The sequence below is a fragment of the Pseudomonas sp. Leaf434 genome (assembly GCF_001425545.1).
In the GTDB taxonomy this organism is placed as follows: Bacteria; Pseudomonadota; Gammaproteobacteria; order Pseudomonadales; family Pseudomonadaceae; genus Aquipseudomonas; species Aquipseudomonas siliginis.
The window spans coordinates 197,174-215,755 of sequence record NZ_LMQZ01000009.1; the positions used below are offsets into that span (position 1 = coordinate 197,174).

21 protein-coding genes are annotated in these 18,582 nt (G+C 60.0%); 11 read left to right on the top strand and 10 right to left on the bottom strand.

The annotated features are described in order from the left end of the window. The first annotated feature begins 105 nt into the window (after nucleotides 1–105). Genes ASG55_RS18250 through cysG form a run of 4 tightly spaced genes read left to right on the top strand, consistent with a single transcriptional unit; the run spans nucleotide 106 to nucleotide 4,493 of the window. A complete protein-coding gene (locus tag ASG55_RS18250; RefSeq protein ID WP_042609225.1) occupies nucleotides 106–1,428 on the top strand; it encodes a replication-associated recombination protein A in 1,323 nt (440 codons plus the stop codon). Continuing rightward, nucleotides 1,428–1,802, top strand: coding sequence for a fluoride efflux transporter CrcB (gene crcB / locus ASG55_RS18255; protein WP_016775261.1), 375 nt, complete (start codon nucleotides 1,428–1,430; stop codon nucleotides 1,800–1,802). Before ASG55_RS18250 ends, crcB begins: the two co-directional genes overlap by 1 nt. Nucleotides 1,803–1,817: 15 nt before the next feature. Further along, nucleotides 1,818–3,098 carry a serine--tRNA ligase gene (gene serS / locus ASG55_RS18260; protein ID WP_056788907.1) on the top strand — a complete coding sequence of 427 codons (1,281 nt, stop codon included), beginning with the start codon at nucleotides 1,818–1,820 and terminating at the stop codon, nucleotides 3,096–3,098. Continuing rightward, complete coding sequence (gene cysG, locus ASG55_RS18265; RefSeq protein ID WP_056788910.1) at nucleotides 3,099–4,493, top strand: siroheme synthase CysG; 1,395 nt, start codon at nucleotides 3,099–3,101, stop codon at nucleotides 4,491–4,493. A gap of 94 nt (nucleotides 4,494–4,587) precedes the next feature. Here cysG and ASG55_RS18270 read toward each other — a convergent pair whose 3' ends face one another. The 7 genes from ASG55_RS18270 to ASG55_RS18300 form a co-directional block, all read right to left on the bottom strand. Continuing rightward, nucleotides 4,588–5,589: a glutathione S-transferase family protein gene (locus ASG55_RS18270; protein WP_056788912.1), complete on the bottom strand. Its 1,002-nt coding sequence runs from the start codon at nucleotides 5,587–5,589 to the stop codon at nucleotides 4,588–4,590. Nucleotides 5,590–5,680: 91 nt separating this feature from the next. Further along, nucleotides 5,681–6,682 carry a glycosyl transferase family protein gene (locus ASG55_RS18275; RefSeq protein WP_056788915.1) on the bottom strand — a complete coding sequence of 334 codons (1,002 nt, stop codon included), beginning with the start codon at nucleotides 6,680–6,682 and terminating at the stop codon, nucleotides 5,681–5,683. After that, a complete protein-coding gene (locus ASG55_RS18280) occupies nucleotides 6,679–7,014 on the bottom strand; it encodes a TusE/DsrC/DsvC family sulfur relay protein (RefSeq protein ID WP_016770652.1) in 336 nt (111 codons plus the stop codon). Before ASG55_RS18280 ends, ASG55_RS18275 begins: the two co-directional genes overlap by 4 nt. After that, nucleotides 7,011–7,304 (bottom strand): sulfurtransferase complex subunit TusB, encoded by a 294-nt coding sequence (tusB, locus tag ASG55_RS18285; protein WP_056788919.1) that lies wholly within the window; start codon nucleotides 7,302–7,304, stop codon nucleotides 7,011–7,013. The genes ASG55_RS18280 and tusB overlap by 4 nt, the downstream gene beginning before the upstream one ends. Beyond that, nucleotides 7,304–7,660: a sulfurtransferase complex subunit TusC gene (tusC, locus tag ASG55_RS18290; protein ID WP_056788922.1), complete on the bottom strand. Its 357-nt coding sequence runs from the start codon at nucleotides 7,658–7,660 to the stop codon at nucleotides 7,304–7,306. The genes tusB and tusC overlap by 1 nt, the downstream gene beginning before the upstream one ends. Before the next feature lie 2 nt (nucleotides 7,661–7,662). Then, nucleotides 7,663–8,055, bottom strand: coding sequence for a sulfurtransferase complex subunit TusD (tusD, locus tag ASG55_RS18295; RefSeq protein ID WP_041477377.1), 393 nt, complete (start codon nucleotides 8,053–8,055; stop codon nucleotides 7,663–7,665). A 165-nt stretch (nucleotides 8,056–8,220) separates the two neighbouring features. After that, entirely contained in the window at nucleotides 8,221–8,550 is a 330-nt protein-coding gene (locus tag ASG55_RS18300; RefSeq protein ID WP_041477057.1) for a DUF6388 family protein, read from the bottom strand. Between the two features lie 133 nt (nucleotides 8,551–8,683). Between ASG55_RS18300 and ASG55_RS18305 the strand changes: the two genes are divergently transcribed. Beyond that, nucleotides 8,684–9,034, top strand: coding sequence for a hypothetical protein (locus ASG55_RS18305; protein ID WP_041477055.1), 351 nt, complete (start codon nucleotides 8,684–8,686; stop codon nucleotides 9,032–9,034). 102 nt (nucleotides 9,035–9,136) lie between these two features. Here the strand turns inward: ASG55_RS18305 and ASG55_RS18310 are convergent, their stop codons facing one another. Next, nucleotides 9,137–9,562 (bottom strand): GNAT family N-acetyltransferase, encoded by a 426-nt coding sequence (locus ASG55_RS18310; RefSeq protein WP_056788924.1) that lies wholly within the window; start codon nucleotides 9,560–9,562, stop codon nucleotides 9,137–9,139. A gap of 152 nt (nucleotides 9,563–9,714) precedes the next feature. On the opposite strand from ASG55_RS18310, the gene ASG55_RS18315 reads away from it, so the two are divergent. From ASG55_RS18315 to ASG55_RS18335, 5 genes are all read left to right on the top strand, one after another. Then, entirely contained in the window at nucleotides 9,715–10,155 is a 441-nt protein-coding gene (locus ASG55_RS18315) for a hemerythrin domain-containing protein (protein ID WP_016775257.1), read from the top strand. A 207-nt stretch (nucleotides 10,156–10,362) separates the two neighbouring features. Beyond that, nucleotides 10,363–10,998 (top strand): lytic polysaccharide monooxygenase auxiliary activity family 9 protein, encoded by a 636-nt coding sequence (locus ASG55_RS18320; protein WP_041477375.1) that lies wholly within the window; start codon nucleotides 10,363–10,365, stop codon nucleotides 10,996–10,998. A 98-nt stretch (nucleotides 10,999–11,096) separates the two neighbouring features. Next, a complete protein-coding gene (locus tag ASG55_RS18325) occupies nucleotides 11,097–11,684 on the top strand; it encodes an NUDIX domain-containing protein (RefSeq protein ID WP_056788927.1) in 588 nt (195 codons plus the stop codon). 148 nt (nucleotides 11,685–11,832) lie between these two features. Then, on the top strand, nucleotides 11,833–13,560 hold the full coding sequence (gene ggt / locus ASG55_RS18330) for a gamma-glutamyltransferase (protein ID WP_056788928.1): 1,728 nt from the start codon (nucleotides 11,833–11,835) through the stop codon (nucleotides 13,558–13,560). Nucleotides 13,561–13,624: 64 nt separating this feature from the next. Next, on the top strand, nucleotides 13,625–14,158 hold the full coding sequence (locus ASG55_RS18335; RefSeq protein WP_056788931.1) for a cysteine hydrolase family protein: 534 nt from the start codon (nucleotides 13,625–13,627) through the stop codon (nucleotides 14,156–14,158). A 156-nt stretch (nucleotides 14,159–14,314) separates the two neighbouring features. Here the strand turns inward: ASG55_RS18335 and ASG55_RS18340 are convergent, their stop codons facing one another. Beyond that, nucleotides 14,315–14,629 carry a DUF7693 family protein gene (locus tag ASG55_RS18340; RefSeq protein WP_056788933.1) on the bottom strand — a complete coding sequence of 105 codons (315 nt, stop codon included), beginning with the start codon at nucleotides 14,627–14,629 and terminating at the stop codon, nucleotides 14,315–14,317. A gap of 160 nt (nucleotides 14,630–14,789) precedes the next feature. On the opposite strand from ASG55_RS18340, the gene ASG55_RS18345 reads away from it, so the two are divergent. Continuing rightward, nucleotides 14,790–16,235 carry a SulP family inorganic anion transporter gene (locus tag ASG55_RS18345; protein ID WP_041477048.1) on the top strand — a complete coding sequence of 482 codons (1,446 nt, stop codon included), beginning with the start codon at nucleotides 14,790–14,792 and terminating at the stop codon, nucleotides 16,233–16,235. Here the strand turns inward: ASG55_RS18345 and ASG55_RS18350 are convergent. After that, entirely contained in the window at nucleotides 16,203–18,434 is a 2,232-nt protein-coding gene (locus ASG55_RS18350) for a response regulator (RefSeq protein WP_056788936.1), read from the bottom strand. The two genes, ASG55_RS18345 and ASG55_RS18350, sit on opposite strands and share 33 nt — an antisense overlap. Between the last annotated feature and the right edge of the window lie 148 nt (nucleotides 18,435–18,582).

Below are 18,582 nucleotides of genomic sequence, written 5' to 3' on the forward strand. Positions count from 1 at the left end.
AGCAGACGTCGCTTTTGGGGCCGCTTCGCAGCCCAACGGGGATAAATCCCCTCACCACAGTTTCTTCAGCAGATTTCAGAAAATCAGAGGTTTCAACGCTACGTGATGGATCTGTTTCGCAGTGCACCGATTGCCCAGCCCTTGGCCGCCCGTCTGCGTGCGGCCAATCTGGATGAGTACGTCGGTCAGGAACACGTGCTCGCTCGCGGCAAGCCTCTGCGTGAGGCGCTGGAGCAGGGCGCGCTGCATTCGATGATCTTCTGGGGGCCGCCGGGCGTGGGCAAGACCACCCTGGCGCGCTTGCTCGCAGAAGTCTCGGATGCGCACTTCGAAACGGTTTCGGCGGTGCTCGCCGGGGTCAAGGAAATCCGCCAGGCCGTTGAAATTGCCAAGCAGCAGGCCGGCCAGTACGGCAAGCGCACGATCCTGTTTGTCGATGAAGTGCACCGCTTCAACAAGTCGCAGCAGGACGCGTTTCTGCCCTACGTTGAAGACGGCACGCTGATCTTCATCGGCGCCACCACCGAAAACCCTTCGTTCGAACTGAACAACGCTTTGTTATCGCGGGCCCGCGTCTACGTGCTGAAAAGCCTAGACGAAGCGGCCTTGCGCAAACTGGTCCACCGCGCACTCACCGAAGAGCGCGGCCTGGGCAAGCGCAACCTGACCCTGAGCGATGAAGGCTTCCAGATGTTGCTGTCCGCCGCTGATGGCGATGGCCGGCGCCTGCTCAATCTGCTGGAAAACGCCTCTGATCTGGCCGAAGACAACAGCGAAATCGGCACCGAGTTGCTGCAAAGCCTGCTCGGCGATACGCGCCGACGTTTCGACAAGGGCGGTGAAGCGTTTTACGACCAGATCTCGGCGCTGCACAAATCCGTGCGCGGCTCCAATCCCGACGGCGCGCTGTACTGGTTTGCGCGGATGATCGACGGCGGTTGCGATCCGCTGTACCTGGCGCGACGCGTGGTGCGCATGGCGAGCGAAGACATCGGCAACGCCGACCCGCGTGCATTGAGCCTGTGCCTGGCGGCGTGGGAAGTGCAGGAGCGTCTCGGCAGCCCCGAGGGCGAATTGGCAGTCGCCCAGGCCATTACTTATCTGGCCTGCGCACCGAAAAGCAATGCGGTGTACATGGGCTTCAAAACCGCGCTGCGCGCAGCGGCTGAGAACGGCTCGCTGGAAGTCCCGCTGCACCTGCGCAATGCACCGACCAAGCTGATGAAGCAATTGGGTTATGGCGACGAATACCGCTACGCCCACGACGAGCCGGACGCCTATGCCGCCGGCGAAGACTATTTTCCGGAAGAACTCGAGCCGATTCCGTTCTATCAGCCAGTGCCCCGTGGCCTGGAGTTGAAGATCGGCGAAAAGCTCAATCACCTCGCTCAACTCGATCGTCTGAGCCCTCGGCAGCGGAGAAAATAGTGGTTCCATTGATACTCGCAGTGTCGGTCGGCGGTGTTGCCGGCACCTTGTTGCGCTTCGCCACCGGTAATTGGGTCAGCGCCAATTGGCCGCGGCACTTCTATACCGCGACGCTGGCCGTTAATATCGTGGGCTGCCTGCTGATTGGCGTGTTGTACGGCCTGTTTCTGATACGCCCGGAGGTGCCGATCGAGGTGCGCGCCGGGTTGATGGTCGGCTTCCTCGGGGGGCTGACGACTTTTTCATCCTTTTCACTGGATACGGTGCGCCTGCTGGAAAGCGGGCAAGTGTTGCTGGCCCTGGGCTACGCGGCACTCAGCGTATTCGGCGGGCTGCTCGCGACGTGGGCCGGCCTGTCCCTGACCAAACTTTGATAACGAGAAACCGACATGCTCGATTCCAAACTGTTACGTAGCAACCTTCAGGACGTAGCGGACCGCCTGGCTTCCCGTGGCTTTGCCCTGGACACCGCGCGCATCGAAGCGCTGGAAGAACAGCGCAAGACCGTCCAGACCCGCACCGAAGCACTGCAGGCTGAGCGTAACGCGCGTTCCAAATCCATCGGGCAGGCCAAGCAGCGCGGCGAAGACATCGCGCCGCTGATGGCGGACGTCGAGCGTATGGCAGGCGAGTTGAGCGCTGGCAAGGTCGAGCTGGACGCGATCCAGACCGAACTCGATTCGATCCTGCTCGGTATCCCCAACCTGCCGCACGAATCGGTTCCGGTCGGCAAGGACGAAGACGACAACGTCGAAGTGCGCCGTTGGGGCACCCCGACCCAGTTCGATTTCGAAGTGAAAGACCACGTCGCCCTCGGCGAGAAGTTCGGCTGGCTGGACTTCGAAACCGCCGCCAAGCTGTCCGGCGCTCGTTTCGCCTTGTTGCGTGGCCCGATCGCGCGTCTGCATCGCGCACTGGCGCAGTTCATGATCAACCTGCATGTCACCGAACATGGCTACGAAGAGGCTTACACGCCTTATCTGGTTCAGGCTCCGGCGCTGCAAGGTACCGGCCAGCTGCCGAAGTTCGAAGAAGATCTGTTCAAGATTGCCCGCGAAGGCGAAGCCGATCTGTACCTGATTCCAACCGCCGAAGTGTCGCTGACCAACATCGTTGCCGGCGAAATCGTCGATTCGAAGTTGTTGCCGATCAAGTTTGTCGCCCACACCCCATGCTTCCGCAGCGAAGCCGGCGCGTCGGGTCGCGACACGCGTGGCATGATCCGCCAGCACCAGTTCGACAAAGTCGAAATGGTCCAGGTCGTCGAGCCGTCGCAATCGATGGAAGCGCTGGAAAGCCTGACTGCCAACGCCGAAAAGGTTCTGCAACTGCTCGGCCTGCCTTACCGCACCCTGGCGCTGTGCACCGGCGACATGGGCTTCAGCGCCGTCAAGACCTATGACCTGGAAGTGTGGATTCCGAGCCAGGACAAATACCGCGAAATCTCCTCGTGCTCCAACTGCGGCGACTTCCAGGCGCGTCGCATGCAGGCGCGTTTCCGTAACCCGGAAACCGGCAAGCCTGAGCTGGTGCACACCTTGAACGGCTCTGGTCTGGCGGTCGGTCGTACTCTGGTTGCGGTACTGGAAAACTACCAGCAGGCCGACGGTTCGATCCGCGTGCCGGACGTGCTGAAGCCGTACATGGGTGGCCTTGAGGTCATCGGCTAAATGAAATATCTGCCGCTGTTTCACAACCTGCGCGGCAGTCGTGTGTTGGTTGTCGGTGGGGGGGAAATTGCCTTGCGCAAATCCCGCCTGCTGGCCGATGCCGGTGCGCTGCTGCGGGTGGTCGCACCTGAAATCGAAACGCAACTGGCCGAACTGGTCGCTGCCAGCGGCGGTGAATGCCTGTTGCGCGGTTACGCCGAAACGGATCTGGACGGTTGCGGGCTGATCATTGCCGCTACCGACGACGAAACGCTCAACGCGCAAGTCTCCACCGACGCCCACCGCCGTTGCGTGCCGGTCAACGTGGTCGATGCGCCGGCCTTGTGCAGCGTGATCTTCCCGGCGATCGTCGATCGCTCGCCGTTGATCATCGCCGTGTCCAGCGGCGGCGATGCGCCGGTACTGGCGCGTCTGATCCGCGCGAAAATCGAAACCTGGATTCCTTCGACCTACGGTCAATTGGCAGGGCTGGCTGCGCGTTTTCGCAATCAGGTGAAAAACCTGTTTCCGGATGTTCAGCAGCGTCGCGGCTTCTGGGAAGACGTTTTCCAGGGCCCGATCGCCGATCGTCAACTGGCCGGGCAGGGCGCTGAAGCCGAGCGCCTGTTGCAGGCCAAGGTCGATGGCGAGCCAATGGTCACCACTGGCGAGGTTTATCTGGTCGGTGCCGGTCCGGGTGATCCGGATCTGTTGACCTTCCGCGCACTGCGTCTGATGCAGCAAGCCGATGTGGTGCTCTATGACCGCTTGGTGGCGCCGGCGATTCTCGAGTTGTGCCGTCGCGATGCCGAGCGGGTGTATGTCGGCAAGCGGCGCTCCGAACACGCCGTGCCGCAGGATCAGATCAACCAGCAACTGGTCGATCTGGCCAAGGCTGGCAAGCGTGTGGTGCGGTTGAAGGGCGGCGATCCGTTTATCTTCGGCCGCGGTGGCGAAGAGATCGAAGAACTGGCGGCCCACGGTATTGCATTCCAGGTGGTGCCAGGCATCACGGCGGCCAGCGGTTGCGCCGCTTATGCGGGGATCCCGCTGACCCACCGTGACCATGCGCAGTCCGTGCGGTTTGTCACTGGCCACTTGAAGGATGGTTCCACCGATCTGCCATGGGCTGACCTGGTGGCTCCGGCGCAGACGCTGGTGTTCTACATGGGCCTGGTGGGCCTGCCGATTATCTGCGAGCAGTTGATCAAGCATGGTCGCGCGGCGGATACCCCGGCGGCGTTGATTCAGCAGGGCACTACAGTCAATCAGCGGGTTTTCACCGGCACGCTGGCGGATCTGCCGCGAATGGTGGCGGAGCATGAAGTGCATGCGCCGACTCTGGTGATCGTCGGCGAAGTGGTGCAGCTGCGCGAGAAGCTGGCGTGGTTTGAAGGGGCTCAAGCGCAGGTCTGAGTCAGATCAAAAGATCGCAGCCTTCGGCAGCTCCTACAGAGGAACGCATTCTCATGCAGGAGCTGCCGAAGGCTGCGATCTTTTGCTTCTGCTGTTAGCGCTTTAACCAAACCCCTTTCCCGATCAACCGCGACCGGTCATGCGCTACGCTGAAATCCTGCTGCGGCCCTTTCGGAACAACTCCCGTCGGGTTAATCGTCTTGTGGCTGCCATAGTAGTGATGCTTGATGTGCTGGAAATCCACCGTCTCGGCAATACCCGGCCATTGATACATCTCGCGCAGCCAGTTCGACAGATTCGGGTAATCGGCAATCCGCCGCAGGTTGCACTTGAAGTGCCCGTGATACACCGCGTCAAAGCGAATCATCGTGGTAAACAGGCGCACGTCGGCCTCGGTCAGGTATTCCCCGCTCAGGTAGCGATTGGCACCCAGCAGTTGCTCCAGATGATCCAGTTCGGCGAATACTTCATCGAACGCCTGTTCGTATGCCTGTTGCGAGGTGGCGAACCCGGCACGATAGACACCGTTGTTCACCGCCGGGTAGATCCGCTCGTTCAGCGCATCGATCTCGTTGCGTAGCGGCGCCGGATAAAAGTCCAGATCGTTGCCAGTGATCCCGTCGAAGGCGCTGTTGAACATGCGGATGATTTCCGCCGATTCATTGCTGACGATGCGCTTGAGTTTCTTGTCCCACAGCACTGGTACCGTCACGCGCCCGGTGTAATCAGGCGTGTCGGCGGTGTATCGCTGATGCATGAAATCGAAGCCATCGAGTTTGTCGCCTGTCGAACCGAGCGCCTTGTCGAAGGTCCAGCCGTTCTCCAGCATGAGCCAACTGACCACCGACACGTCGATGAGACTTTCCAGCCCTTTGAGTTTGCGCACGATCAGCGTGCGATGCGCCCAAGGGCAGGCGAGGGAAACATAGAGGTGATAGCGCCCGGCTTCAGCAGTGAAACCGCCTTCACCGCTGGGGCCTGGTTGACCGTCGGCGGTCACCCAGTTGCGGCGTTGCGCTTGTTCGCGCTGGAACGCGCCGTCCTTGCTGCTTTCGTACCACTTGTCCTGCCAGTGGCCGTCGACGAGTAAACCCATGATCAAGACTCCCTAAACCAATATTCGTTGGAGTCGAGTCTATTCCGATGAGTTCGAACAAAAAGCGCAAAGATCGGGCGCTAATGATCGGTTAGATCGATGTGTTGCGCGCCGCCCAATACTGCTCGGCGGTTGCGAACGCCTGTTCGCGATTCTGACCGAGACCGCGCAGGGCGAGGGCCATGGTCGCAATCAAGGCCATTTGCGGGTAACTGTCGACCACATCGCCACGCCACACGGCTTTCAAGTGCTCGATTTCCAGCGAAGCGGGTTTGACGTGGCGCTGCGCTGACAGCTGCGGCCATTCTTCATCCCAGCTCTGACCGCCGCTGGTGCCATAAAGGTGGCTGGTGGCGTCGGGGTTGATCTCGATTTCACCGCCATCGCCCTTGACCACAATTGCCGTGTCGCCGAGCAAGCCGCTGGCATCGCGATGAACCGCCTGGTAACCCGGGTGAAAAATGCTTTGCAGGCCGCAGCGTGCGCCCAACGGATTGAGAATCCGCGCCAGCGAGTGGATCGGCGACCGCAGGCCCAAGGTATTGCGCAGGTCGATCATCTTCTGCAGTTGCGGCGCCCAGTCCACCAGCGGCATAAAGGCCAGGCCGCCGTTGCCCAGTGCCGTGCCGACCTGCTGCCAATCACGGCACAGGGGAATGTTCAGTTCGCCCAGCAGTTGTTCGCTGTACAGACGCCCGGCCGTGTGCGCGCCGCCGCCGTGCATGAAGATGCGCACGCCGTTTTGCGCCAGGCATTTGGCTGCCAGCAGATACCACGGCAGATGGCGTTTTTTGCCGGCGTAGGTCGGCCAATCCAGGTCGACATTCAGCGACGGCGCCTGCAAGCGTGCGCGCAGGGCTTCGGTGAAACCGGCCATTTCCTCGGCACTTTCTTCCTTGTGGCGCAGCAACATCAGGAAGGCACCCAGTTGCGTATCTTCGACCTTGTCATCGAGCACCATGCCCATGGCCTCGCGGGCTTCTTCGCGCGTCAGGTCGCGGGCGCCGCGCTTGCCCTTGCCGAGAATGCGCACGAATTGCGCGAACGGATGCTCGGCAGGCGTTTCGAGGGTCAATGCTGGAAAGTCGTTCATAGGCAATTCGTCGGTTTGGGCAGGCCCGCCAGTTTCGCGGCGAGTTTGGCAGGGGTGCCTTTGAACAGTCGGTTCAGGTGCAGGCTGTTACCTTTGTCGGCGCCGAGTTTCAACGCGGTGTACTTGATCAGCGGCCGCGTGGCCGGCGATAGCTGGAATTCGGCGTAGAAGCTGCGCAGCAGCTCGAGGACTTCCCAGTGTTCAGGCGTCAACTCGATGTCTTCTGCGGCGGCGAGGGCGCTGGCGACTTCAGCCGACCAGTCGCTGAGGTCAACGAGAAAGCCGTCCTTGTCCAGTTCGATGGCGCGGGCGCCGACGGTCATTGAATTCATAGCCAGCTGTTGACCTTGGCGTGATGGATCGACAGTTCGACAAACGCCGGGTAGTCGATGGCCTCGGCCCAGTCTGGAATCTCGATCGCACGCGCCTGTGCGTCCTCAATCAATACAAACAGTCTGATTGCTCGCTCTTGAAGGGTTGAGAACGGCACAGTGTCCGGTTGCAGCGCATACACCGCATCGCCGGACAACAATACCGCATCGGCGCTGCCGAGCAGGCGCAGGCAACTGCTCAGACGATCGTCGCCGAACGGGGAATGAGACAACACATGCAAAGTCGACATCAGAGGGTGATCACCTGATCGTAACGGTCAATAAGGGCGGTGATGTGTTCAGCAGCAAGCGGCTGCGCTTCGTCCAGCGACAGTTTGCCAAGACCGCGAGCATTGGCGCTTTCGGCGCAATAGAACAGCTCTTCGACACCAAACATCGGCAGCGCCTGCAGATTGGCGCTGAGGTCTTTCTGCTGCAAGGCCTTGGCGTTCTGCCCGGCGGCCAGTTGCAGCACGCCGTCATCGAGAAACAGCAAACCGATCGGCAGATCAAAGGCGCCACCGGCGAGCACGATATCCAGCGCTTCCCGCGCACCGGGGCCGGACCATGGCGATTGGCGGCTGATGATCAACAGCGATTTGGCCATGTTCAAGCGCCTCCGAAACAGATGAGACGGTCAGCGTCCTGCACGGCATCGTGCAATTGACCCAGACCGGACAATTCCCACGGCGCGCTGAGCGAAATCGCTTCACGCTGGTAACGCTTGGCTTCTTCTTCGTTCAACACACCACGGCGCAGAGCGGCGGCGATGCAGACCACCCCATCCAGTTGCTTTTCGTTGATGAAGGCGCGCCATTGCTTGGGCAAATCCTGTTCATCCTGCGGCGTCACCACTGCATCGGAGGCGTTGAACACGCCGTCCTGATAGAAGAACAGCCGGACAATCTCATGGCCGCCGGCCAGCGCGGCCTGGGCAAACAGCAGGGCACGGCGCGAGGAGGGCGCATGGGCGGCGGAAAACAGCGCGATGGCGAACTTCATGATGGACTCGATCAGCGAAACTGCGGCCATGATAAAGCTTTATCGCTCGTGCCGCGAAACCCGAGTTTTACGCAGATACCTTTGTAGGAGCTGCCGAAGGCTGCGATCTTTTGATCTTGAAGAGCAAAATCAAAAGATCGCAGCCTTCGGCAGCTCCTACATCGATTACGGGGTGATGCCGTAAAGATCGCAATACTCGATCCAGTCCATCCCCGCCATTTCCGCCACTTCCCGATGCACTTCCAGGCGTTGCGCCTGATAGTCCTCCGGTGAATCAGCGGTCAGCTGCAACGTCAGCTCCCAGGCAAACAACCCCTGGCTTTCTGCCTCAGCCTCGAATGCTTCATGCAAGCGTTCTTCGCGGTACTGCGCCTGGGTTTCACCCTTGGCCTGAGCCAACAGCGGATTGAGGTGGTCGAGAGTCTCACGCAGTTCGGGTCGCGCATCGAGAAACAGTTTCAAGGCGTGTTCATGTCGTTGGTCGCTAGGCGCCATGTAATGTCCTTGTGTGGCTGAAGATCTCAGAGTGCCGCAGCTGCTCACGCGTGTCGCGCATAAAAACAGTAAAGCAGAACGATTTGCCGCGTTGCAGTGCTACAGTCCGCTTTTTTCTCGATGAGCAAATGCAATGCGAATGCTGATGGTAGTGCTGGCGGCGGCCCTGTTGGCCGGGTGCGCCGGTTCGGTGATGAACGATGCTCGCAGCAAGAGCCCGGACAAGGTCCTGACCTCGGACAAGCCGGAGAAAGACGTCGCCCGGTGCGTGCAATTCGCCTGGCAGGATGAAGCGGTTTTCGGCGTCGACGCGGCGGCCTATCTGGAGCCGCGCGAGTCTGGCGGCACGACGGTCTACACGCGTTCAGCGGAGTCGTTTGTCGATGTGATTACCGAAGCCTCGGGTACGACTTTGAATTACTACGCACAGCAGAGTGATTTTGTCGCGATGCGGCGCATGGCGGCGATGGCGACCTGCCTCTGATTGTGTGTCGAGGCGGCTGGCGCTGTCGCGAGCAGGCTCGCTCCCACAGGTTGAATGCTTTCCAGTGTGGGAGCGAGCCTGCTCGCGCAAAGGGCGATACAGTCAGTCGATCAGCCGCTTCTGGAAAAAATGCCGCTTGTGCCCCGGTGGATAGTCAACGATCTCACCGAACTGGCTGAAGCCCAGCTTCTTGTAGAACTCCGGCGCCTGAAAATCGAAGGTGTCGAGCCAGATTCCGTAGCAGTTTCTATCTTCGGCCAACGCTTCTGCCTGTGCCATTAACCGGGAACCAATCCCCAGTCCGCGACTTTGTTCCGGTACTGACAGCAAATCGATGAACATCCAGCGCAAAGTCACTCGCCCGTACAACCCGCCCAGTATCGCGCCATACTCATCTTTTACCATCAAGGCGAACGGTTCGGTTTTCGATATGCCGGTCTTCGTATCGTTGTATTCAATCAACGGTTGGAGAATGGCCTGACGCTGTTCCTCGGTAGGATTGTCCGTCAACTCGATACGCAAATTCATGCATGACTTCCTTGTGTGATTGAACGCCCAGCCTAACCCGTCCGGGCAAACGCCTCCAAGCCCTTCGATCGAACAAGCGGAACCGTCAAACCAGCGTTGCGGTCTAGGCTTTTATCGCGTCTTTCCCTGAGCGCGATTGATGAGGAATTCCCGTGAATATTTTTGAAGCCCTGCGCGAAAGCCACGAGCGCCAGCGCACTTACGCCAAGGCTCTGATCGCGACCAGCGGTGACAGCCCTGAGCGGGTCGAGGCCTACAAGCAGCTAAAAGCAGAACTGCAAGCGCATGAAACCGCTGAAGAGCGACACTTCTACATTCCGTTGATGGAAATCGACGAAGGCGTTGACCTGAGCCGCCACGCCATCGCCGAGCACCACGAAATGGACGAAATGATGGAAGAACTCGACGAGACCGAAATGTCCAGTCCGGCGTGGCTGGCCACGGCCAAGAAGCTCTCCGACAAGGTTCATCATCACCTCGAGGAAGAAGAGCACAAGTTCTTCCAAATGGCCGGCAAACTGCTCGACGATAAACAGAAAACGCAACTCGCCGGGCAGTACGAAAAGGAGTATCAGGCGCAACTGTCTGAATGACCAAAGGCGACTCGGCGTGTAGGTGTTCAGCTACACGTTGAGTGCGATGCGTCGTCGAGCACTGGTTATGCATCCAGTATTTCCGGGCTTTTTACGTCTTGCACGGTGGGACTGTGACAAAAGCGCCGATGGACAAAAAATTCACCTCCGTTAGCTTGAAGGCCTCTCCTCGGGAAGGAGAGTTCTCAAATCAACGGAGTGAACATGATGAATCAGGCAATCCCACAAACCCAACTCAAACACGGTCGTGTCATCTCGCCAGCAAGTCGCGGCGCAGTGGCCATTGACCTCGGCTTGCTCGGCGCTTGGCAAGTCAATGAAATGGAGGGCGGCAAAAACTTTCCGGCCGTGAATGCCGGGCCGTTCCCGCAACCCTTCGAGACCGACTCGGACAGCGTCGCGCCGCCGGCCGATGGCTACATTCTCAGCGGCGGCAAGACCGATGCCCGCGATTGCGTCAATTACACCGACGACGAGATGAGCAAGAAGCTCGGCCGTTCATTCAACTGGCCGCTGCTTAATGTCGATCCGGGGCAGATTCTCGAGGTCAGCTGGGCGTACACCGCGCCGCACACCACCCGTGGTTATCGCTGGCTGATCACCAAAGACGGCTGGGATCCACAGCAACGCATCAGCCGTGCGCAGCTCGAAACCCAGCCGTTCTTCGAAGACTTCTACCTGCAAGTGCCGTATTACAGCCATGCCGGCGAATTGAAGGCCAAGGTTGATCACCAAGTGCAACTGCCGACGAACAAGAAGGGTCATCACGTCATTGTGCTGATGTGGATCGTCGCCAACACCGGCAACGCCTTCTACCAGGCCTTCGACGTCGACTTCCAGTAACAACCCAAGCTGAACGAGCCCGGTAGCGCTGCCGGGCTTTTTTTGTCGGCGCAATTGTCCGACCATGGCAGTCCCCCATGAAAACAGGATCAGACGCGATGTCCAACACAGCCGAACGGGTCAACATCGTCGACACTCAGGTGTTGTCCCACGACTGGTATCTGCTGAAGAAAATCACTTTCGACTACCACCGCAACAACGGTGAATGGCAGCGCCAGACCCGCGAGGTCTACGACCGGGGCAACGGCGCGGCGATTCTGCTGTTCAACCGCGAAAAGCGCACGGTGGTGCTGACCCGCCAGTTTCGTTTGCCGGTGTTCGTCAACGGCCACGATGGATTGTTGATCGAGGTGGCGGCGGGGTTGCTGGAAGGTGCCGCGCCGGAGCAACGCATTCGTGACGAAGCCGAGGAGGAAACCGGTTATCGCGTGCATGACGTGAAGAAAGTATTCGAGGCGTATATGAGCCCCGGCTCGGTGACGGAGAAGCTGCACTTTTTTATCGCCGAATACGACGCCGCGTCCAAAGTCAGCGACGGTGGTGGGCTGGAAGAGGAAACCGAAGAACTGGAAGTGCTCGAGTGGCAATTCGCTGAGGCACTGGCAGCGTTTCAACGCGGCGAGATCTGCGATGCCAAGACCATCATGCTGTTGCAGTACGCAGCGATGAATAACCTCTTCGCTTGATTCGGGCAGGAGCTGCCAACGGCTGCGATGGCTCAGCATACTGGCTGAACGGGGAGGCGCAATACGCAAAGCCGACCATACTGCTTGTTGCTTCTGAAGCGTTGCCCTGCGTTTTGCGCAGTCCCCAAAAACAAAAAGAGATCGACTCATGAAGTACGAACCTTTGGCCAGATCGCTCATTGCGACCTCCCTGGCGCTCAGCTGTCTTATGGCTCACGCGGCATCGGTGGCGCCGGTGGCGGCGGAAAACGGCATGGTGGTCACCGCGCAACATCTGGCGACCCATGTCGGCGTCGATGTGTTGGAGAACGGCGGCAATGCCGTGGATGCGGCAGTGGCCGTGGGCTATGCGCTGGCGGTGGTCTACCCGGCTGCGGGCAATCTTGGCGGTGGCGGGTTCATGACCATTCAACTGGCGGACGGACGCAAGACCTTTCTCGACTTCCGCGAGAAAGCCCCGCTGGCAGCGACCGCCAACATGTATCTGGACAAGGACGGTAACGTCATTCCGGAACTGAGCACGCGCGGCCATCTGGCCGTCGGGGTGCCGGGCACTGTGTCCGGCATGGAGCTGGCGCTGAGCAAATATGGCACCAAACAGCGCAAGGACATGATTGCCCCGGCGATCAAACTGGCCGAAGACGGTTTCGAGCTGCAGCAGGGCGATGTCGAGCTGCTCGAATACGCGACGGATGTGTTCAAGAAGGACATGCGCGATTCCGGCTCGATCTTCCTCAGCAACGGCGAGCCGATGCAGGTCGGGCAGAAACTGGTGCAGAAGGATCTGGCGAAAACCCTGCGGACGATTTCCGAGAAGGGCGCCGACGGCTTTTACAAAGGTTGGGTCGCCGATGCCATTGTCACTTCCAGCCAGGCCAACAAAGGCATCATCAGCCAGGCCGACCTGGACAAATACAAGACTCGCGAACTGGCTCCGGTGGAATGCGATTATCGCGGCTATCACGTGGTCTCGGCGCCACCGCCCAGCTCCGGCGGGGTGGTGATCTGCCAGATCATGAATATCCTCGAAGGCTATCCGATGAAGGACCTGGGCTTCCATTCCGCTCAGGGCATGCACTACCAGATCGAAGCGATGCGCCACGCGTACGTTGATCGCAACAGCTACCTCGGCGATCCGGATTTCGTGAAGAATCCGATCGAGCACCTGCTGGACAAGAACTATGCGACCAAACTGCGCAACGCCATCCAGCCGCAAAAGGCCGGCGTGTCGGCTGAGCTCAAACCCGGTGTAGCGCCGCATGAAGGCAGCAACACCACGCACTATTCGATCGTCGACAAGTGGGGCAATGCCGTTTCGGTCACCTACACCCTTAATGACTGGTTCGGCGCTGGCGTGATGGCGAGCAAGACCGGGGTGATCCTCAACGACGAAATGGACGACTTCACCTCCAAGGTCGGCGTGCCGAACATGTACGGTCTGGTTCAGGGGGAAGCCAATGCCATCGCGCCGGGCAAGGCGCCGCTGTCGTCAATGAGTCCGACCATCGTCACCAAGGATGGCAAAGTGGTGATGGTGGTCGGCACGCCGGGCGGTAGCCGGATCATCACCGCGACCTTGCTGACCATGCTCAATGTGATCGATTACGGCATGGGGCTGCAGGAAGCGGTCGACGCGCCGCGCTTCCATCAGCAGTGGATGCCGGAGGAAACCAACCTCGAAGACTTCGCCGCCAGCCCGGATACGAAAAAGCTCCTCGAGAGCTGGGGCCACAAGTTTGCCGGCCCGCAGGATCCCAACCACATCGCCGCGATTCTGGTCGGCGCGCCGTCACTGGACGGCAAACCGGTTGGCAAGAATCGCTTCTACGGCGCCAATGATCCACGGCGTAATACCGGCTTGTCACTGGGTTACTGAGCGGAGTAAAAAGGGGCGGGCTCAGGTCCGCCCCATCTCAAGGACTGATCAAGGAAGGCTCGACATGACCACCGCATTACTGATCATCGACGTCCAGCAGGCGCTGTGTGCTGGTGAATATCAGTGTTTTGAAATCGACCGCGTGATCGCCACGATCAATGATCTCAGCCAACGCGCCCGCACGGCTGGCGTTCCGGTGGTGTTGATTCAGCACGAAGAAAAGGACGGTCCGTTCGTGCATGGCGCGGACGGTTGGCAACTGGCCGAAGGTTTGCTGACTTCGACGAAAGACCTGCGTGTAGGCAAGACTACCGGGGATTCTTTCTACCAGACCGATCTCGGCAAGCTGCTGCCCAGCGAGGACTTCGAACGCCTGATCATCTGCGGCCTGCAAACCGATTACTGCGTCAACGCCACGGTGCGCAGCGCGCATTCACTGGGCTACGACATCGTCGTTGCGCGGGATGCGCATTCGACGGTCGATAACGGCAACATGAGCGCTGAAGACATCATTGCCCAACACAACAAGGACTTCGCCGCCCTGACCAGTTCCGTGGCACGGATCGACGTCAAACCGGCAGCCGAGATCACCTTCTGAACTCACACAAACCCCCTGTGGGAGCGAGCCTGCTCGCGAAAGCGCTATGACAGCCAAGATCAAACCGACTGATATACCGCCTTCGCGAGCAGGCTCGCTCCCACAGGCGTTTGGTCGGTCTCAACATCAGAGAGCACCGCAGTCGGAAACGATGCACTAGGTTTGGACACGATTCGCCTCACACAGCAACCGCTCGATCTGCGCCAGTTCCCATGTGCTGAGCAGACTCACCGGGTCCGTGCCATAACGCTGCCAAGTGTCCAGCGTCGCTTCATCCCCGGCGCAGTTGCGCGCGTATTCACAGTGATGCAAATGTCCGTCGGCGAAGTCCAACAGCAGATGCCAGCCCTCGATGTAAACGGCAATCAGCCCGGACTGGGACATTACCTCGCAGACTTCGAACGCAAGCACGCCCAGCGCAGCTTCGCGCAGACGCTGACACACATCCCGGGCGGACAAAAACGCTGACATGCTGCGACTCGATTCGATGGACAAGCCTGCAAGGATAAGGTCCGCGCTACTCCATGTCAGCGTTTCACTGGCCCGAGGCCGAACAATTCCGTAACATTCGCCTCCCTCTTTTTTCGCGAAAACAGCAGCCGTGCCCAGCGGCCGCTCAGTCAGGTAAGCCATGAAACCGATTCGTCTGCGCGCCGATGTCCTCGCCGGACTCACCACCTCGTTCGCCCTGTTGCCCGAATGCATTGCTTTCGCCCTGGTCGCGCATCTCAATCCGCTGATGGGCCTGTACGGCGCGTTCATCATTTGCACGCTGACAGCGTTGTTTGGCGGCCGGCCGGGCATGGTTTCCGGCGCGGCGGGCTCGATGGCGGTGGTGATCGTCGCGCTGGTGGTGCAACACGGCGTGCAATATCTGCTGGCAACGGTGCTGCTCGGCGGTCTGATCATGATGGCGTTCGGGCTGTTGCGCTTGGGCAAACTGGTGCGCATGGTGCCGCATCCGGTGATGCTCGGTTTCGTCAACGGCCTGGCGATCATCATTGCCCTGGCGCAACTGGAGCACTTCAAAAGCGGCGAGCACTGGCTCAGCGGTACGCCGCTGTATCTGATGACCGGGCTGGTGCTGCTGACCATGGCCATCGTTTACATTCTGCCGCGCCTGACCAAAGCGGTACCGCCGGCGCTGGTGGCGATCCTTGGTGTCGGCCTGCTGGTTTACCTCTTCGGCCTGCCGACCCGCACCCTCGGCGACATGGCGCACATTGCCGGCGGTCTGCCGACTTTCGCCATGCCAGACATTCCGTGGAGCCTGGAAACGCTGCGCATCATCGCTCCGTACGCGATCCTGATGGCGATGGTCGGCCTGCTGGAAACCTTGCTGACACTGAACCTGACCGACGAAATCACCGAGACCCGTGGCTATCCGGATCGTGAGTGCGTGGCGCTCGGCGCGGCCAACATGGTGTCCGGTGCGTTCGGCGGCATGGGCGGTTGCGCGATGATCGGCCAGACCGTGATCAACCTCAGCTCCGGCGGGCGCGGGCGCTTGTCCGGCGTTGTGGCCGGTGTGCTGATTCTGTTGTTCATTCTGTTTCTGTCACCGCTGATCGAGCGTATTCCGCTGGCCGCACTGGTGGGGGTGATGTTTGTGGTATCGCAGCAGACGTTCGCCTGGGCGTCGTTGCGGGTGATCAACAAGGTGCCCCTGCACGATGTGCTGGTGATCATCGCCGTAACCACCATCACCGTGTTCACCGATCTGGCCACGGCCGTGCTGTGCGGGATCATCATCGCCGCGCTCAACTTCGCCTGGCAGCAGGCGCGCGAACTGTACGCCGATGAACACCTGGAGGCCGACGGCAGCAAGCTCTATCGCCTGCACGGCACGCTGTTCTTTGCCTCGACCACGCCGTTTCTCAATCAGTTCGATCCGGCCAACGATCCGGCGAAAGTCACTCTCGACTGCCGACACCTGAGCTTTGTCGATTACTCGGCGATTGCCGCGTTGAAAACCCTGCGTGAACGCTACGCCAAGGCTGGCAAGCATTTACAGGTGTTTCATCTGTCGGAACGCTGCAAGAAATTACTCAAGCGCGCCGGCGTCGATCACGACTGACGCCGCTGGTTTTGCGTCCTTGAGCCAGGTCTTGCCGAGAATCCGTGAGACCTGTTCGGCGGAGTAGGGCTTGGCGAGAAACTCGAAACCTTCGTAACCGCTGCGGGCCAGTTCTTCGCTGTAGCCGGAGGTCAGAATCACCGGCAGATCGGGGCGGCGCTGGCGCAGCTCCCTGGCCAACGCGACGCCGGTGATGCCCGGCATGACCACGTCGGAAAACACCGCATCGAACGCGCTGGCATCGCTGCCCGCCAACTGCAGGGCTTCTTCAGCGTTGGTTGCCCATGCGGTTTCATAGCCCAGATCCTGGAGGATCTGGTTGGCAAAACGACCGACATCGAGATTGTCCTCGACCACCAGTACCCGGCGTTTTTCGCAGGCCGGCTGCACCTCGCCATCGTCCTCGGTGTTGTCCTGTTCAGCCTCGTCCGCCGATACTTGCGGCAAATACAAGGTGAACTCGGTGCCTTGGCCAAGGACGCTGGAAACATCGACGTTGCCGCCCGATTGCTTGGCGAAGCCGAACACCTGCGACAGCCCGAGCCCCGTGCCTTTGCCGACCGCCTTGGTGGTAAAGAACGGCTCGAAAATGTGTTCGAGGGTGTGCGCGTCGATGCCGGCACCGGTATCGGCCAAGGCTATCGACACGAAATGGCTGCTGGACCCGGCGTGACCGCGAATCGGCGGCAGCGCTTTGTGGCACTCCAGGCGCAATTTCAGCTCACCTTGACCATTCATGGCGTCGCGGGCGTTAAGCGCAATGTTGATCAACGCGGTTTCAAACTGACTCAGATCGACACGGATGTAGCAGGGGTGATCCGGACGTTCGACGCACACATGAATCTGCGCGCCGGTGACCGATTCGAGCATCTCGCCGATGTTTGCCAAACGTTCGCCGGCGTCGACTACCTGCGGATTGAGCGGCTGACGGCGGGCGAAGGCGAGCAACTGGCTGGTCAGCTTGGAGGCGCGCTCGACGGTGTCGGAAACCGCGCGCATGTAGCGCTGACGGCGTTCTTCCGGCAGGTTGGGCTGGCGCAGAAAATCCACCGACGAACGAATGATCGTCAGCAGATTGTTGAAGTCGTGGGCGACGCCGCCGGTCAATTGGCCGATGGCTTCGAGCTTCTGCGACTGGCGCAACGCCGACTCGGCCTGGGCCAGGCGCAAGCTGCGCTCTTCGACCCGTTGCTCCAGCGTGGCGTTGAGCTCAGCCAGCGCCAGCAGGCCTTCGCGCACATTGGCATCGGCGCGCACCCGCTCGATGTGCGCCCAGCACCGTTCGGTCACTTCGCTCATCAATGCCTGCTCAAATTGCGACCAGACCCGCGGCACTTTGTCGTGGACGGCCATCAATGCGGTCAGACGGCCCTGCTTGATCAGTGGTACACAAATGGTCGCGGTAATACCGATGGCCTGAAAGGTCGCCGACTCTTCCGGTGGTAGCTCGCTGCGGTTGTCATGGATGACCAGCGGTTCCCCGGCGCGCAGCAGACGCACTGCCTTCTCACCGAAATCGCGCAGGCGGTAGTGGCCGACGATGCTTGGCGAACCCGGTGCCGCATAGTCGCCGCGAATGGTGAAGCCGTCCTCGTCGGCATCCATGTCGGCGTACGCGCAGTTGGACAATTGCAACTGCTCGACCATCAGCCGGGTGCTCGCCGCCAGGATTGCTTGCGCATCGGTGGCATTGGTCACCGCTTCGCCGATGGCATCGAGGACGGCCAGGCGTTGGTTGAGATAAACGGTCTGGGTGGTCTCGGTGACCGTGTCGAGCATGCCGACGACATTGCCGTGGGAGTCACGAATCGGGCTGTAACAGAAAGTGAAGAACGCCTGCTCCGGACCGTTGCCGCGTTCGATCTTCAGGGCAAAGTTTTCGATGTAGGTGGCTTGGCCGGCATAGGCCGCCTCGGCTATCGGGCTGATCTCATGCCAGGCTTCTTTCCAGATGTCGCTGAAAGGACGTCCCAGCGCATGCGGCTTGTCGCCGAGAATCGGCACGAAGGCGTCGTTATAAAGGGTGATCAGTTGCGGACCCCAGACGATCGCCTGAGGGAAATGCGACGCGAGACTGAGCGAGACAGTGGTCTTGAGTACATCGGGCCAGTTTTCCAACGGGCCGAGGGGCGAATTCGCCCAGTCGTGACGGCGGATCTGCCCGGCCATCTCGCCGTTGTCTTGCAACCAGTCTGTCATGGGGTTCGTATCTTTCCGGGCATTTGTCTGAGAACAAAGACCTGCGCGCAGGGTGTTTGGTTTCAGCGCACCAGACACTGTTTGCGCTGCGAATTATTCTGACCTACATCATGGCAGCAAAAAACAGCGCTGGCGAAAAGAGCATCTT

What these genes read in the sequence shown, in the direction of transcription:
- ASG55_RS18275 (WP_056788915.1), bottom strand. Translation starts at nt 6,682, where the DNA reads ATGAACGACTTTCCAGCATTGACCCTCGAAACGCCTGCCGAGCATCCG.
- ASG55_RS18345 (WP_041477048.1), top strand. Translation starts at nt 14,790, where the DNA reads ATGAAACCGATTCGTCTGCGCGCCGATGTCCTCGCCGGACTCACCACC.
- ASG55_RS18270 (WP_056788912.1), bottom strand. Translation starts at nt 5,589, where the DNA reads ATGGGTTTACTCGTCGACGGCCACTGGCAGGACAAGTGGTACGAAAGC.
- ASG55_RS18305 (WP_041477055.1), top strand. Translation starts at nt 8,684, where the DNA reads ATGCGAATGCTGATGGTAGTGCTGGCGGCGGCCCTGTTGGCCGGGTGC.
- ggt (WP_056788928.1), top strand. Translation starts at nt 11,833, where the DNA reads ATGAAGTACGAACCTTTGGCCAGATCGCTCATTGCGACCTCCCTGGCG.
- ASG55_RS18280 (WP_016770652.1), bottom strand. Translation starts at nt 7,014, where the DNA reads ATGAATTCAATGACCGTCGGCGCCCGCGCCATCGAACTGGACAAGGAC.
- serS (WP_056788907.1), top strand. Translation starts at nt 1,818, where the DNA reads ATGCTCGATTCCAAACTGTTACGTAGCAACCTTCAGGACGTAGCGGAC.
- tusB (WP_056788919.1), bottom strand. Translation starts at nt 7,304, where the DNA reads ATGTCGACTTTGCATGTGTTGTCTCATTCCCCGTTCGGCGACGATCGT.
- cysG (WP_056788910.1), top strand. Translation starts at nt 3,099, where the DNA reads ATGAAATATCTGCCGCTGTTTCACAACCTGCGCGGCAGTCGTGTGTTG.
- ASG55_RS18350 (WP_056788936.1), bottom strand. Translation starts at nt 18,434, where the DNA reads ATGACAGACTGGTTGCAAGACAACGGCGAGATGGCCGGGCAGATCCGC.
- tusD (WP_041477377.1), bottom strand. Translation starts at nt 8,055, where the DNA reads ATGAAGTTCGCCATCGCGCTGTTTTCCGCCGCCCATGCGCCCTCCTCG.
- ASG55_RS18300 (WP_041477057.1), bottom strand. Translation starts at nt 8,550, where the DNA reads ATGGCGCCTAGCGACCAACGACATGAACACGCCTTGAAACTGTTTCTC.
- ASG55_RS18335 (WP_056788931.1), top strand. Translation starts at nt 13,625, where the DNA reads ATGACCACCGCATTACTGATCATCGACGTCCAGCAGGCGCTGTGTGCT.
- ASG55_RS18340 (WP_056788933.1), bottom strand. Translation starts at nt 14,629, where the DNA reads ATGTCAGCGTTTTTGTCCGCCCGGGATGTGTGTCAGCGTCTGCGCGAA.
- ASG55_RS18250 (WP_042609225.1), top strand. Translation starts at nt 106, where the DNA reads ATGGATCTGTTTCGCAGTGCACCGATTGCCCAGCCCTTGGCCGCCCGT.
- tusC (WP_056788922.1), bottom strand. Translation starts at nt 7,660, where the DNA reads ATGGCCAAATCGCTGTTGATCATCAGCCGCCAATCGCCATGGTCCGGC.
- ASG55_RS18310 (WP_056788924.1), bottom strand. Translation starts at nt 9,562, where the DNA reads ATGAATTTGCGTATCGAGTTGACGGACAATCCTACCGAGGAACAGCGT.
- ASG55_RS18325 (WP_056788927.1), top strand. Translation starts at nt 11,097, where the DNA reads ATGTCCAACACAGCCGAACGGGTCAACATCGTCGACACTCAGGTGTTG.
- ASG55_RS18320 (WP_041477375.1), top strand. Translation starts at nt 10,363, where the DNA reads ATGAATCAGGCAATCCCACAAACCCAACTCAAACACGGTCGTGTCATC.